The organism is Arthrobacter sp. PAMC 25486, assembly GCF_000785535.1.
In the GTDB taxonomy this organism is placed as follows: domain Bacteria; phylum Actinomycetota; class Actinomycetes; order Actinomycetales; family Micrococcaceae; genus Specibacter.
In genome coordinates this window covers 4,452,815-4,466,224 of the sequence record NZ_CP007595.1, presented here as the reverse complement: position 1 = coordinate 4,466,224, position 13,410 = coordinate 4,452,815, and the positions used below count along the sequence as shown (strand labels likewise).

14 protein-coding genes are annotated in these 13,410 nt (G+C 65.2%); 3 read left to right on the top strand and 11 right to left on the bottom strand.

Annotation, left to right across the window (positions count from 1 at the left end; all coding sequences use genetic code 11):
• Positions 1–29: 29 nt before the first annotated feature.
• Together dxr and art_RS20025 are read right to left on the bottom strand one after the other, a co-directional pair.
• The gene (gene dxr, locus art_RS20030; RefSeq protein WP_038467784.1) at positions 30–1,244 is read right to left on the bottom strand and encodes a 1-deoxy-D-xylulose-5-phosphate reductoisomerase; all 1,215 of its coding nucleotides are present in this window, start codon (positions 1,242–1,244) and stop codon (positions 30–32) included.
• Between the two features lie 33 nt (positions 1,245–1,277).
• Positions 1,278–1,841 (bottom strand): MarR family winged helix-turn-helix transcriptional regulator, encoded by a 564-nt coding sequence (locus art_RS20025; RefSeq protein ID WP_082000470.1) that lies wholly within the window; start codon positions 1,839–1,841, stop codon positions 1,278–1,280.
• A gap of 129 nt (positions 1,842–1,970) precedes the next feature.
• Between art_RS20025 and art_RS20020 the strand changes: the two genes are divergently transcribed.
• Entirely contained in the window at positions 1,971–2,546 is a 576-nt protein-coding gene (locus art_RS20020; protein WP_038467781.1) for an NADPH-dependent FMN reductase, read from the top strand.
• Positions 2,547–2,740: 194 nt separating this feature from the next.
• Here art_RS20020 and art_RS20015 read toward each other — a convergent pair whose 3' ends face one another.
• The 8 genes from art_RS20015 to art_RS19980 form a co-directional block, all read right to left on the bottom strand.
• Positions 2,741–3,124, bottom strand: a complete 384-nt coding sequence (locus tag art_RS20015) for a hypothetical protein (protein ID WP_157875387.1) — start codon at positions 3,122–3,124, stop codon at positions 2,741–2,743.
• Between the two features lie 228 nt (positions 3,125–3,352).
• Positions 3,353–4,213 carry a CoA ester lyase gene (locus art_RS20010; protein WP_052136828.1) on the bottom strand — a complete coding sequence of 287 codons (861 nt, stop codon included), beginning with the start codon at positions 4,211–4,213 and terminating at the stop codon, positions 3,353–3,355.
• 48 nt (positions 4,214–4,261) lie between these two features.
• Positions 4,262–4,807, bottom strand: a complete 546-nt coding sequence (locus art_RS20005) for a MaoC family dehydratase (RefSeq protein WP_082000469.1) — start codon at positions 4,805–4,807, stop codon at positions 4,262–4,264.
• Positions 4,804–5,457, bottom strand: coding sequence for a CoA transferase subunit B (locus art_RS20000; RefSeq protein WP_038471178.1), 654 nt, complete (start codon positions 5,455–5,457; stop codon positions 4,804–4,806). The genes art_RS20005 and art_RS20000 overlap by 4 nt, the downstream gene beginning before the upstream one ends.
• Positions 5,458–5,459: 2 nt before the next feature.
• Positions 5,460–6,302 (bottom strand): CoA transferase subunit A, encoded by an 843-nt coding sequence (locus art_RS19995; protein ID WP_038467775.1) that lies wholly within the window; start codon positions 6,300–6,302, stop codon positions 5,460–5,462.
• Between the two features lie 20 nt (positions 6,303–6,322).
• The gene (locus art_RS19990) at positions 6,323–7,486 is read right to left on the bottom strand and encodes an acyl-CoA dehydrogenase family protein (protein ID WP_157875386.1); all 1,164 of its coding nucleotides are present in this window, start codon (positions 7,484–7,486) and stop codon (positions 6,323–6,325) included.
• Positions 7,487–7,488: 2 nt separating this feature from the next.
• Positions 7,489–9,657, bottom strand: a complete 2,169-nt coding sequence (locus art_RS19985; RefSeq protein ID WP_038467769.1) for a biotin carboxylase N-terminal domain-containing protein — start codon at positions 9,655–9,657, stop codon at positions 7,489–7,491.
• Positions 9,658–9,665: 8 nt separating this feature from the next.
• Complete coding sequence (locus tag art_RS19980) at positions 9,666–11,273, bottom strand: carboxyl transferase domain-containing protein (RefSeq protein WP_038467766.1); 1,608 nt, start codon at positions 11,271–11,273, stop codon at positions 9,666–9,668.
• Between the two features lie 121 nt (positions 11,274–11,394).
• Here art_RS19980 and art_RS19975 point away from each other — a divergent pair, with 121 nt between their 5' ends.
• The gene (locus tag art_RS19975) at positions 11,395–12,012 is read left to right on the top strand and encodes a TetR/AcrR family transcriptional regulator (protein ID WP_038467763.1); all 618 of its coding nucleotides are present in this window, start codon (positions 11,395–11,397) and stop codon (positions 12,010–12,012) included.
• Positions 12,013–12,138: 126 nt separating this feature from the next.
• Positions 12,139–12,627, top strand: a complete 489-nt coding sequence (locus tag art_RS19970; RefSeq protein WP_038467760.1) for a GNAT family N-acetyltransferase — start codon at positions 12,139–12,141, stop codon at positions 12,625–12,627.
• Between the two features lie 341 nt (positions 12,628–12,968).
• Here art_RS19970 and art_RS19965 read toward each other — a convergent pair whose 3' ends face one another.
• Positions 12,969–13,337, bottom strand: a complete 369-nt coding sequence (locus art_RS19965) for an SPW repeat protein (RefSeq protein ID WP_038467757.1) — start codon at positions 13,335–13,337, stop codon at positions 12,969–12,971.
• Positions 13,338–13,410 lie beyond the last annotated feature (73 nt).

Sequence of the window (13,410 nt, the reverse complement as noted above, 5' to 3'; positions counted from 1 at the left end):
TGCGTTTTACTACCTGCGTTGAAAAGTGCTCAGCCCTTGGTGGCCAGCAACTCGTTGGTCCGTGCGCGTGCCCATACTTCAGCATCCAACACGCTTTGGAGCGTGAGCTGCGATTCCGGTGTGTGTTCGCTGAGAACCTGCGCAATGGTGTCCACAATATCCAGGAACGCGATCCTTCCGGCATGAAAGGCATGGACGGCTTCCTCGTTGGCCGCGTTGTAGACGGCAGGGCAGGTACTCCCCCGGCGTGCAGCCTCCTTGGCAAGCTCGACGGCGGGAAAGGCCACGTTGTCGAGTGGCTCAAATGTCCAGGTGGCCGCCTTCGTCCAGTCACAGGGTGTCGCCGCGCCGGGGACCCGCTCGGGCCAGCCGAGCCCCAGGGCGATGGGCAGGCGCATGTCCGGCGGGGAGGCCTGGGCGATGGTTGAACCGTCGGTGAACTGCACCATCGAGTGAACAATGGATTGCGGGTGCACCACGGCCTCGATCCGGTCCAGCGGGACGTCGAAGAGCAGGTGCGCCTCGATGACCTCCAGGCCCTTGTTGACCAGCGTGGCGGAGTTGGTGGTGACCATGGGGCCCATGTCCCAGGTGGGGTGCTTGAGCGCCTGTTCCGGAGTGACATCGGCCAACTCTTCGCGGCTGCGGCCGCGGAACGGCCCGCCCGAGGCCGTGACAATCAGTTTCTCAACTTCACCCGCAGTGCCGGAGCGCAGCGCCTGGGCCAGGGCCGAGTGCTCGGAATCCACGGGCACCAGCTGGCCGGGCGAGGCGGCGGCCTTGACGAGTTCCCCGCCTACGATGAGGGATTCCTTGTTGGCCAGGGCCAGGATGGCGGTGGTGCCGAGTGCGGCCAGGGTCGGGGCCAGGCCGATGGAGCCGGTGATGCCATTAAGCACGACGTCGGCCGCGTCAGTCGTGCCCGCGCCCCACGCGGCGATGACGGTCGAGGCGTCCGGGCCGGTGAGGATTTCCGGGGCGAAGCCTGCCAAGCCGACAGCGGCGGCACGTGAGTCAATCAGGGAACGCAGGGTCCCGGCGTCGTTCGTGGAAATGCCAACAGCCAACACCCGCAGCGCAACAGCCTGCCCGGCCAGCAATTCGAGGTTGCCGCCGCCGGCACTCAGGGCAGTGACGCTGAAGCGCGGGCTGCCGTCGGGAAGGGTTGCCTGCTCGACGACGTCAATCGCCTGGGTGCCGATGGAACCTGTTGAGCCGAGGATGATCACTTTACGATGCGCCATGGTTACAAGTATTCCGCACTTACGCGGCGGGCGTCACCACAGGCCGCGTTCCTCGGCGGCGCGGCGGATGCTGGTGAGTGCCGCAAAAAGCTGTGTCTGCTGTTCGGGCGTCAGGGGATCGAAGATGGTTTCGCGCACCATGGTGACGTGGCCGGGGGCGGCGCCACGCACCTTATCCCAGCCGGCCTCGGTCAGGGCGATGTCCTGGCCGCGACCGTCGGCACTCGCGGCGCAGCGATGGATGAGCCCGCGGGCTTCCATGCGGCGCAGCAGGTGGGACACCCGAGAGCGGTCCCACCCCAGCTTGGCGGCAAGATCACCGGAACGAACCACCTTGCCTGGCGATTCCGACACGACAGCCAGGACGGAGTACTCCACACCGGAGACGTCGGAGTCTTGGAGGAGCTGGCGGTCGATGGCGCGCGGGAGGCCGCTGGCGAATTCGCGCAACTCCAGCCAGAGGGCCTGCTCCTGGGTGCTGAGCCAGTGCGTCTCCTCGGGAGGGAGCTGCTCGGGCGGGCGCTGCGGCGTTTGCCCCGGAGTTTGCCCTGGCGTTCGCCCCGGCACGACCGGGGCCGCGGAATCATTGCGGGTCATTGCCTTCCTCACATTCCTTAGCATTAGTTGACACATCAAGTATGTCTGCTTCATGATGGAAACAGCAAGTTTTAGTTGACACGTCATTTACTTACGGTGGCGCGTTGCTCATTTTCAAGGAGAAAACACATGACCAAGATCGCCATCGTCACCGGTTCCACCCGCCCCGGCCGCATTAACACCGGCGTTGCAGAATGGGTCCTGGCTCAGGCTCAGCTGCGCGGGGATGCAAACTACGAAATCGTTGACATCGCGGACTTCAACCTGCCCGTCCTGGACGAGGCCTACCCGGCCGGCTACCAGAACTATCAGAACGACCACACCAAGGTCTGGGCAGCGAAGATGAACGAGTTTGACGGCTACATCTTCATCACCGGCGAGTACAACCACTCGGTCCAGCCGGCCCTGGCCAACGCCATCTCCTACCTGAATGTCGAGTTCAACAACAAGGCCGCCGGCATGGTCGGCTACGGCTCGGCCTTCGGCGTCCGCGCCATGGAGCACCTGCGCGGCATCCTCTCCGAACTGCAGGTCGCCCACGTGCAGAAGACCGGCATGTTCTCCCTGTTCACCGACTTCGAGAACTTCTCCACCTTCAAGCCCACCGAGATCCAGGCAGCCTCGGTCGCGCCCATGCTCGACCAGCTCATCACCTGGACTCGCGCCATGAAGACGGTCCGCGAAGGCGCCCTCGTCAACGCCTAGCCCACCCCACTCCTGAACGCTCGATCACATATGGGGCGCTTTTCCCAGACGCTCGCTCACATATGGGGCGCTTTCCCGAAACGCTAGCGCAGCAATGGCTGGATTTCCTGGTTCGCTGTCGCACCCGCGGCCGGTTGAAGCACGGCGGCGGCCGGTGACCTTTCACAGAAGAGGTCACCGGCCGCCGCCGTTCCTTAATGTCCCTGGCGGGGCCACTGATACGCGGCCAGGCCCGAAAGTGCCAGAAGTCCCACACCGCCCACCAGCCAGAGGAACGTCCCGCCAATGTCGGCGACCGCACCGTCGGCTGAGCCATAGGACAGCATGACGGCCTCCGCAAAGGCAAGCACCACGGCGAGCAGTGAAAGGCCGGCGGTGAGGGCCGCCCGCTGTGATTTATTCTGCGTACCCGCACCACGGCTGAGCCACCCATAGCTCACGGGTACGGCCAGCGCGGCAACGAGCGCAAGGGAATGTCCGGCCAGGTACAAGCCCGCATTGGGTCCGACGATGCTGCACAGCATGGCCAGGACCGCCAGCACGAATGGAACAAGACGGACCCGCTGCTTGATATTCATGTCGGCAAGTGTCACCTGGCCCGGATCCGGCCAGCCCGCTTGTTTGTTCCCCGGAAGTTCTTTCCCCACGATGACACCCCACAACTGATCGAGCGTTGTCGAAAACCGCCCCGCTACTGCAGGAGCGTTTCGAATTGGACCCATCATAGGGGAATCACACTGACGGGACTGGCCATTGCTGCGCGAGCGTTTGGGAAAAACGCCCCGTAACTGCGCGAGCGTTTGGGATTAATGCCCCATATGTGAGCGAGCGTCTGGGCTGTCAGGGGTGGCCCGGCGCAGGGTTTGCTGTGCGTGGAGGAGGATGGGGCCGTCGACCATCTGGCCCTGGAACGCGAACACGCCGGTGCCCGCAGCATCGGCGGCGGCCAGCAGTTCACGGGCGGCAGCAACATCGTCGTCAGAGGGCCGGTAGGCAGCCCGGATGACGGCAACCTGCGAGGGGTGGATGCATGCCTTCGCACCGAAGCCGCTGGCCATGGCGTCCTCTGACTCTTCGGCGAGGCCCTCGAGGTCGGCAAAGTCGGCGTAGATGGAGTCGATCGCGACCTTCCCGAAAGCACCGGCCGCCAGCAGCAGCTGCGAGCGCGCCAGCATAGCCACGTCACGGTAGCTTCCGGCCCGCAGCCCGGCGGTGAAACGGCTGGACGTTCCACCCAATGAGGCCACGAGGTCCTCGGCGCCCCACATCAACGCCACCACATTGGGCAGCTGCGCCAGGGCGGAGGCAGCCAGGATCCCGGCCGCACTTTCGCACAGCACCACCACGTTGAAGTCCGCGAGCGCCGCGACGCCTGCCGGGTCGGAGGCCTTGGCCACCATGATGGTCCGGTAGGGGCTGCGCGCCACCGCCGCCAGGTCCAGGGCGGCATCGGGCGTGTCGAGGGCGTTGATGCGCACCATGGTTTTCGTCGGGTCCAGTGTGCTGGCCACCATGTTTTCCCGGGCCTGCGCCTTGGCAACCGGCGCGACCGCGTCTTCCAGGTCAATGATGACGGCGTCGGCGCGTTCGGCCGCCTTGGCGAAGCGCTCGGGCCGGTCTGCCGGGGCAAACAGGAGGGTGGGGCCCATGGTGAATGCGTGGCTCACGGAAATGACGTGCTCCTAAGTTTTGATGGCACAGGGGTGGTCGGTTGATTAGTTTTGTTCGGTTGGCAGAAGCCAAAATAGTGAGGTCCGGCTGGCATGTCCAACCACGACGCCGGATTGGTTGCGTCCGGTGTGTTCCATCACCACTATCCCCTGTCCCGGCCGTGATGCCGAGAGCCGCTTATCCGTCACGACGGTCTCCGTATATAAGGTATCGCCGTGGAACAGCGGGTGCGGGAAGGAAATGTCGTTCATGCCCAGCTGGGCCACGATGGTTCCCTGAGTCAGCTGCGCCACGGACTGGCCCACCATGGTGGCGAGCGTGAACATCGAGTTCATGAGGCGCTGACCAAACGGCTGCCCCTCGCTCCATGCCGCATCCAGGTGCAGGGCCTGGGTGTTCATGGTCATGGTGGTAAACAGGACGTTGTCCGTTTCCGTCATGGTGCGTCCGGGGCGGTGTTGGTACAGCACACCGATTTCCAGTTCCTCAAAATACAGCCCGCGCTGGGTGACTGTCCGGGCCTGGGTCCCCTTGGCCTCGACAGGCACGACCGGAGGAGACGCAGGCTCGACCGGCGGTTTCTCACTCATACAGTGTCCAGATCGTGCATCTCGAGGTTCAGCGGCGCACCGGTGGCGGCCACGATCTGTTCAACTGTGACATCCGGGGCAAGCTCCTTGAGCACCAGTCCGTCCGGGGTGACCTCGATGACTGCCATGTCGGTGATGATCAGGTCCACGCAGCGTTTGCCGGTCAGTGGCAGGGTGCAGTCGGCCAGGATCTTGGGCTGGCCGTACTTGTCCACGTGCTCCATCATGACAATGACCTTCTTGGCGCCAAACACCAGGTCCATGGCGCCGCCCATGCCCTTGACCATCTTGCCGGGGATCATCCAGTTGGCCAGGTCGCCGTTGGCGGCAACCTGCATGGCACCCAGCACGGCCACATCAATGTGTCCCCCGCGCACCATGCCGAAAGACATGGCCGAGTCGAAGAAGGCCGCACCCTTGTTGACGGTGACGGTTTCTTTGCCGGCGTTGATCAGGTCCGGATCCACCTCGGCCTCCAGCGGGTAGGGGCCGATGCCCAGCAACCCGTTCTCCGAGTGCAGCACCACCTCCACGCCGTCAGGAATGTAGTTAGGGATCAGGGTGGGCATGCCGATGCCCAGGTTCACGTACTGCCCATTGTGCAGTTCTCGCGCCACCCGCGCTGCCAGTTCGTAACGCGAAAGTGCCATGGTCATGCCTCCTGTAGGGTTGCGGCGTGGGGCCCCGGGCGCGAGGGGTCCCCTGCCGAGCTTGCGAGATCGGGGACCGTTTGGGGTTCCGTCACCGTCCGCTTCTCGATGCGTTTCTCGCTGCCCGGTGTGCCGGCAGGAACGTGGACCACGCGCTGGACAAAGATGCCCGGCACGTGGACGGTTGCGGGGTCCAACTCCCCCGGTTCCACGAGTTCCTCCACCTCGGCGATGGTGACCTTTCCTGCCATGGCGCACAAGGGGTTGAAGTTCATGGCCGTGGCGTGGAAGACCAGGTTGCCGTGGCGGTCACCCTTCCAGGCATGGACGAGCGCAAAGTCGGGCGTCAGCGATTCCTCCAGCACAAACTCGGCCGTCCCAAAAGTGCGCACCTCCTTGGGCGGCGAGGCAATCTCAACTCCCCCTGCGCCGTCGTACTTGCGGGGCAGGCCGCCCTCGGATACCTGCGTGCCCACACCGGCCGAGGTGTAGAAGGCGGGGATGCCCGCACCGCCGGCCCGCAGCTTCTCGGCGAGGGTGCCCTGCGGGGTCAGCTCCACCTCGAGCTCGCCGGCGAGGAACTGGCGCGCAAATTCGCGGTTCTCCCCCACATAGGAGGAGATGGTGCGGCGGATGCGGCCGTCAGCGAGGAGGATACCCAGGCCCCAGTCATCCACGCCGCAGTTGTTGGAGATGGTCTCCAGCTGGGACGTTTCGGCGTCGTGCAGGGCCTGAATGAGTGCCACAGGGATCCCGCACAGCCCGAAACCGCCGACGGCGAGCGAGGCGCCGTCGTGGATGTCATGGACGGCGGCGGCGGGCGAGGCAACTACTTTGTTGATCATGGCGGTGCCTTTCTGGTGGGCTACAAACCCAGTTCGCGGGCGATGAGCATCAGCTGGACTTCGGTGGTGCCTTCGCCAATCTCCAGGATCTTGGAATCGCGGTAGTGGCGGGCCACGGAGAACTCGTTGATGAAACCGTAGCCGCCGAAGACCTGCGTGGCATCCCGGGCATTGTCCATGGCTGCCTCGCTTGCGACCATCTTAGCGATGGCCGCCTCGGTCTTGAAGGGCTTGCCGGCCAGCATGCGGGAGGCGGCGTCATAGTAGGCCAGGCGGGCCACATGCGCACGGGTCTGCATGCGGGCGATCTTGAAGGAGATGCCCTGGTAGTGGCCAATGTTGTGGCCGAAGGCGCTGCGTTCCTTGGCGTAGCGGACGGCCTCGTCGACGCAGCCCTGTGCCGCACCCGTGGCGAGGGCCGCGATGGCGATGCGCCCCTCGTCGAGGATGGACAGGAAGTTCGCGTAGCCACGGCCGCGCACACCGAGCAGGTTTTCCTCCGGCACACGGGCGCCCGCAAAGGTCAGCGGGTGGGTGTCGGAGGCGTTCCAGCCCACCTTGTTGTACGCCTTTTCCACCGTGAAACCGGGCGTGCCGTTGGGCACGATGATGGTGGAAATTTCCTTCTTCACGCTTCCATCTGCCCGCTCCGAGGTGCCGGTGACGGCCGTGACGGTGACGAACTTCGTGATGGACGTGCCGGAGTTGGTGATGAACTGCTTGGAGCCGTCGATGACCCATTCCCCGTTATCCACCCGCGCCTTGGTGGCGGTGCCCCCGGCGTCCGATCCGGCGTCGGGCTCGGTCAGGCCAAAGCCTGCGAGCGCCTCGCCGCTGGTCAGCTCCGGCAGCCACGCCTCCTTCTGCGCCTGGGTGCCGAAGCGGTGCACGGGCATGGCCCCGAGGGAGACCCCGGCCTCGAGCGTGATGGCAACCGACTGGTCCACCCTGCCCAGCTGCTCCAGGGCCAGCGAGAGCGCGAAGTAGTCCCCGCCCATGCCGCCGAACTCCTCCGGGAACGGCAGCCCGAACAAGCCCAGCTCCCCCATCTGCGCCGTAATCTCGTACGGGAAACTGTGTTCCTCGTCGTGCTTGGCGGACACCGGGGCCACCACGTTGTCGGCAAAGTCCCGGACCATGTCGCTGAGAGCCTGGTACTCGTCATTGAGTTCAAAGTTTGGCACTGTCATTCCCCTTCAGGGCTGGTTGTAGTTAATTCTTCCGGCGTCACCGTGGCCACGATCTGGTCCGCCTTGACCAGCGCACCCACGGCCACGCCAATGTGCACGGTGCCGGCCATCGGGGCCACAATCTGGTGTTCCATTTTCATGGCCTCGACCGCCAGCAGCACCGCCCCGGCCTCCACCCTGTCCCCCGTGGTTGCGTTGACGACGGTGACGGTGCCGGGCATGGGGCTGCGCAGCTGTGGATCGGCCGCGGCGTCCTCGCGTTCCATCCCAGCCAGCATACGTGCGGTGGCCGCGTCGCGGTCGAGCCGTTCCAGTGCAACACTCCACCCGCCGCTGCCCAGGAACACGGTGTCGCCGCTCATCGCCACTTGATAGCGGCGTGGCTCGCCGTCCCACATGATCTCGGCGAACTCACTGAAGGCCACCCCGGTCCGGCTTTCCTGCGCCGCACCGATCCCGCTGACACGCACGACGCCGGGACCTTCCGTGCCGCTGTTGTCTTCCGTGCCGCTGACCGTCACCACGCCGGTGCGCCCGGGTGCCGCCCAGCTGCTGCGCCAGGGTGCGCTGTCGCCGATGCGCCAGCCGTCTGTTTGGGACCACGGGGATGCCGGCGCAGCCTCCCCGAGGCCGGAGGCCCGCGCGACATCTCCTGCCCGGGCGACGAGTGCGCCTGCAGCATAGTCTCCGGCACCGACGTGGCGGAACACCATGTCGGGCAGTTTGCGCTCGATCAGGTTCGTGTCGAGGCGCCCGGCCTGGACGTCGGGGTCGTTGATCAGCAGGCGCAAGTATTCCACGTTCGTGGGCACGCCTAGAACCACGTAGCCTGCCAGTGCGGTGTCGAGCCGGCAGAGCGCCTCCTGCCGGTCGCTGCCCCAGGCGATGACCTTGGCCAGCATGGGGTCGTAGTTCGCGGTGATTTCCAGCCGCCGCGCCAGCGAGCTGTCCACGCGCACGCCGGGCCGTGCCGCGACGGATTCATCGAACGAAACGATGGTTCCGGTGGCCGGCAGGAATCCGTCGGCGGGGCTTTCCGCGTATACGCGGGCCTCGACGGCGTGGCCCGCGAGGGTGACATCGGCCTGGGTGAAGTCGAGTTTCTCCCCGGCGGCGATGCGCAGCTGCCACTGCACCAGGTCCAGGGTTTCCCCGTTGACGCGGGCCACCATTTCGGTGACGGGGTGCTCCACCTGCAGTCGGGTGTTCATCTCCATGAAGAAGAACTCGTCCGGGCGGTCGTCCGAGACGAGGAACTCCACCGTCCCGGCGCCCGTGTAGTTGACGCTGGCTGCGGCGGCACACGCGGCGGCGCCGATGCGCTCGCGGGTGGCTCCGCCGTCGTCCATTCCGGACAGCAGCGGCGAGGGCGCCTCCTCGATGACCTTTTGGTGGCGGCGCTGCAGGGAGCATTCACGCTCGCCCAGATGGACGACGTTGCCGAAGTTGTCGCCCAGAATCTGAACCTCGATGTGGCGCGGGTTGGCCACGAGGCGTTCCAGGAACAGTGTGTCGTCTCCAAAGGAGGCGGCAGCCACACGCCGGGCGGTGGCCAGGGTGGCCGGCAGCTCCCCGGCGGTGAACACGCTGTGCATGCCCTTGCCGCCACCGCCAGCGGAGGGCTTGATGAGCAGCGGGTAGCCGATGTCCGCGGCCGCCGTGATCAAGTCAGCGTCCGTGAGGCCGGGTTCGGAGATGCCCGGTACAACGGGGACGCCGGCGGCGGCCACATGGTTCTTGGAGCGAATCTTGTCGCCCATGACGTTCAGGGCCTCGATGTTGGGGCCGATGAACGTGATGCCGGCAGCGTCCAAAGCCTTGGCGAACTCAAGGTTTTCGGACAGGAAGCCGTAGCCGGGGTGGACGGCCTGCGCCCCGGATGCGCGGGCGGCCTCGATGACGGCCGCAATGCTCAGGTAGCTCTCGGCTGCCGGGGCGGGTCCGATGCACAGCGCCAGGTCGGCTTCGCGCACGTGGCGGGCTCCGGCGTCGGCCTCGGAATACACGGCAACCGAGCGGATGCCCTGCGCCTTCAGGGTGCGGATGACGCGGCAGGCGATCTCGCCGCGGTTGGCCACGAGCACGGTAGCAAAAGGTACAGCACCAAAAGGGGCAGTGTCAACGGCAGGGGCGTCAAGGGGAGGGGTGTTGGGAAGTTCAGTCATTTCGCAGCTCACATCCTAAAGAGACCGAAGGAGGTCTCGGGCAGCGGGGTCCTGGCGCACACGTCCAGGGCAAGCCCCAAAACTGTGCGGGTGTCCATGGGGTCGATCACGCCGTCGTCCCACAACCGGGCGGTGGAATAGTAGGGGCTCCCCTGGTGCTCGTATTGGGCCAGGATGGGTGCCTTGAAATCGGTTTCCGCCTCGGCGGACCAGTCGTGCCCGGCCCGTTCATGCGCATCCCGTTTGACGGTGGCCAGCACGGAGGAGGCCTGGTTGCCGCCCATGACGGAGATCCGCGCGGCCGGCCACATCCACAGGAAGCGGGGGCTGTAGGCGCGCCCGCACATAGAGTAGTTGCCGGCGCCGAAGGACCCGCCCACAATGACCGTCAATTTCGGCACCCGCGCCGTGGCGACGGCCGTGACCATCTTGGCACCGTGCTTGGCGATGCCGCCGTGCTCGTAGTCCTTGCCCACCATGAAGCCGTTGAGGTTTTGCAGGAAGAGCAGCGGGATGCCGCGCTGGTCGCACAGCTCGATGAAGTGCGCACCCTTCAACGCGGATTCGCTGAACAGCACGCCGTTGTTGGCCACGATCCCCACCGGATGCCCGTGCAGCGTGGCAAATCCGGTGACGAGCGTGGTGCCGTAGTGCTTCTTGAATTCGTGGAACTTGCTGCCGTCCACGAGCCGGGCAATGATCTCGCGGATGTCATAGGCCGTGTTGAGGTCAGTGGGGACGGCACCGTAAAGCTCCTCCGGGTCCGCTGCCGGCACTTGCGGGGCCGTGAGCGCCCAGGCTGGTGCCGGGTTGGGCGGCAGCGTGGCCACAATGTCACGGATGATGGCGAGCGCGTGTTCGTCGTTCTCCGCCAGGTGGTCGACGACGCCGGAAATGCTCGCGTGCACGTCCCCGCCGCCGAGCTCCTCCGCCGTGACGATCTCGCCGATGGCGGCCTTCACCAGAGGTGGTCCGCCGAGGAAGATGGTGCCCTGGTTGCGCACGATGACGGTCTCATCGCTCATGGCCGGCATATACGCGCCGCCAGCGGTGCAGGAGCCCATGACGGCTGCTATCTGCGGAATCTTCCGGGCGGACATTTGCGCCTGGTTGAAGAAGATCCGGCCAAAGTGCTCCTTGTCGGGGAACACCTCGTCCTGTTTGGGCAGGAACGCGCCGCCGGAATCCACCAGGTAAATGCACGGCAGCCTGTTCTCCAGCGCGATCTCCTGCGCCCGCAGGTGCTTCTTCACCGTCAGCGGGTAGTACGTGCCGCCCTTGACCGTGGCGTCGTTGCACACGATCATGACGTGGCGCCCCTCAACCACGCCGATGCCGGCGATGACACCGGCACCGGGGGACGCGCCGTCGTACATGTCGTGGGCGGCGAGGGGGGAAATCTCCAGGAAGGGGCTGCCGTCATCGAGCAGGTGGTTGACCCGGTCCCGCGGGAGCAGCTTGCCGCGGGAAACGTGGCGCTCCCGGGATTTTTCCGGCCCGCCCAGCGCCGTGGCGCGCAAATGCCCGTGCAGCTCCTCCACCAGGGCGCGCTGCGCGGCGTCATTGCGTGCGAAGGCCTCCCCCGATGCTTCCACCCGGCTCTGCAAGATCTCCATCGATTCCTCGTTTTCCCACTGCAACTGAGCTAAGTTAATAAGTACTAACTGAATTTCAGGTTAGTCTGTCAGTTCTGTGATGTCCAGCACAAGCCCGGCGCAAATCCAACGGAAGGGATAAATGAGTACGCAACCAGCCAATGCACGCACCCTGGCCAAGGCCGAGCGGCGCACTGTGCTGCTGCATTCCGCCGCGTCGCTGTTCGCCCAGCGGGGTTTCAACGGCGTCTCCATCGAGGATCTTGGGTCGGCGGCGGGGGTGAGCGGTCCTGCTGTATATAGGCATTTCGAGGGCAAGCAGGCGTTGCTCGGCGCGTTGCTGGTTGGGGTCAGTGAGGACCTTTTGGCCGGCGGGCGGGCCGTGCTTGCCATCGAGCCCGACGCCGTTTCCTCCCTGCGAGCGCTCGTGGCCTTCCACGTTGACTTTGCCTTGGGGAAGCCGGATGTGATCCGCGTGCAGGACAGGGATTTTGACAGTTTGGGCACCGCCGACAGCTCCGCCGTCAGGTCATTGCAGCGCGCCTACGTGGAGCTTTGGGTTGATGTGTTGGGCCGACTGTATCCCGACCGTGCGGCTTCGGTCCGGCGGCTGCAGGCCCATGCGGTTTTTGGCCTGATCAACTCCACCCCGCACAGCGTTCAACTGCACGGACTACCTGTGGGACGCGCCGATGTCCCGGACGGCACGGCCCGGTCGGTGCTGGAGTCGATGGCCTGGGCGGGCCTGACGGGGATTTAGCCGACAGCCCTGCAGCGACCCGTGCGGCTGCGCCCCGACCCGTTGCGCAGCTGGGCTCGCGGCCCCGTGCGGGATCCGGATTGGGTGCCTGGAGCGCCAATTATGGCACCAGTTACACTAGCTCCCATGGAGATCAGACCGTGCACCGACGAAGACTGGCCCAGCATTTTCGACTTCTACCGTGTCACGATGGCGGAGGGGCGAACATATGCATTCTCGGACAACCAGACGCTCGAAGAGGCCCGGCCATGGTGGATGGAACAGCCACCCGGCCAGACGGTCGTCGCCACCGAGGGAGTCGGCATCATCGGATCCGCGAAGATGGGCCCCAACCGGCCAGGACGCGGTCAACACATCGCCACTGCCTCATTTTTGGTTGACCCAAGCCATCGGGGCCAAGGCGTTGGGCGGGCCCTGGGTGAGTACGTCATCGACTGGGCGCAACGTGAAGGCTATCGGGGCATCCAGTTCAATGCCGTCGTGCAAACGAATCATCCTGCGGTCCACCTGTGGCAGTCGCTCGGGTTCGAGATCATCGGCACCGTTCCGGAGGCCTTTGACCATCCCGAGGAGGGTCTGGTTGGCCTGCACTTGATGTATCAAGACCTGCAGTGACCCATTATTGACGCTCGGCCACAGTGCGCCGCGGACGACGGCGTTTCCGGCCCTGCCCACCAGCTCCTTGACGTGCCCGTTCGAATGCCCACGGCTACGGGCGCATTCATGGTGGACGGCAACGGTGCCTGACACATTTGCCCACTGGGCGCGAAAAGCCGCTGATACGCCGGCGGCGGCAGCCGGCCCAGCGGCGTACAGCACTATTGGTGGCGCGCTTCGATGGTTCGCGGCACGAACGGCGTCAGACACCGGGATCGGCGTCAGACACCCAACCTGCAGGAAACCACGATGGCGGGCGCCGGGGTTCCCCCGCGCCCGCCACATGAAACGGCATGGGTTTAGTGTGCCGCCACACCTCCCTGATGACCGTCCGTGCGTTCGTGCATGCTTGGCTGCAATGCCAGAACACCTGCGATCAGTGCCACGCCTCCAGCGATCCATGAAGTCCAGGTTGCTCCGGTGTGTGCTGTGTAACCAGCAATCCACGGGGAGACAAACAAAAGGGCGCCAAGGACCATAAGGGCCCATTCAGCCGCCGTCTGCCCGGGGCTCATCAGGTTCCAGAGACCGGCTGCCACCAGCAGCACGCCGCAGCCAATCATCATGACCATTGAACTGCCTTGCTGCGTCGTCCACATCGTTGAAAGCGCGGCATAAAGGCCTGCGATCACGGCAACATAATCTTGCCAGCGATTCCACCTCTTCATTGATACCAACCTCCTTAACAAGTTGGCTCCCAAAGTGGGGGTCACTACAAATATACGTCCGCCGGCCGCCAGT

Excerpts from the sequence above, each read along its gene's own strand:
- art_RS20000 (WP_038471178.1), bottom strand. The coding sequence starts at position 5,457 with ATGGCACTTTCGCGTTACGAACTGGCAGCGCGGGTGGCGCGAGAACTG.
- art_RS19980 (WP_038467766.1), bottom strand. The coding sequence starts at position 11,273 with ATGGAGATCTTGCAGAGCCGGGTGGAAGCATCGGGGGAGGCCTTCGCA.
- art_RS20020 (WP_038467781.1), top strand. The coding sequence starts at position 1,971 with ATGACCAAGATCGCCATCGTCACCGGTTCCACCCGCCCCGGCCGCATT.
- dxr (WP_038467784.1), bottom strand. The coding sequence starts at position 1,244 with ATGGCGCATCGTAAAGTGATCATCCTCGGCTCAACAGGTTCCATCGGC.
- art_RS20025 (WP_082000470.1), bottom strand. The coding sequence starts at position 1,841 with ATGACCCGCAATGATTCCGCGGCCCCGGTCGTGCCGGGGCGAACGCCA.
- art_RS19985 (WP_038467769.1), bottom strand. The coding sequence starts at position 9,657 with ATGACTGAACTTCCCAACACCCCTCCCCTTGACGCCCCTGCCGTTGAC.
- art_RS19970 (WP_038467760.1), top strand. The coding sequence starts at position 12,139 with ATGGAGATCAGACCGTGCACCGACGAAGACTGGCCCAGCATTTTCGAC.
- art_RS20005 (WP_082000469.1), bottom strand. The coding sequence starts at position 4,807 with ATGAGTGAGAAACCGCCGGTCGAGCCTGCGTCTCCTCCGGTCGTGCCT.
- art_RS20015 (WP_157875387.1), bottom strand. The coding sequence starts at position 3,124 with ATGAATATCAAGCAGCGGGTCCGTCTTGTTCCATTCGTGCTGGCGGTC.
- art_RS19995 (WP_038467775.1), bottom strand. The coding sequence starts at position 6,302 with ATGATCAACAAAGTAGTTGCCTCGCCCGCCGCCGCCGTCCATGACATC.
- art_RS19965 (WP_038467757.1), bottom strand. The coding sequence starts at position 13,337 with ATGAAGAGGTGGAATCGCTGGCAAGATTATGTTGCCGTGATCGCAGGC.
- art_RS19975 (WP_038467763.1), top strand. The coding sequence starts at position 11,395 with ATGAGTACGCAACCAGCCAATGCACGCACCCTGGCCAAGGCCGAGCGG.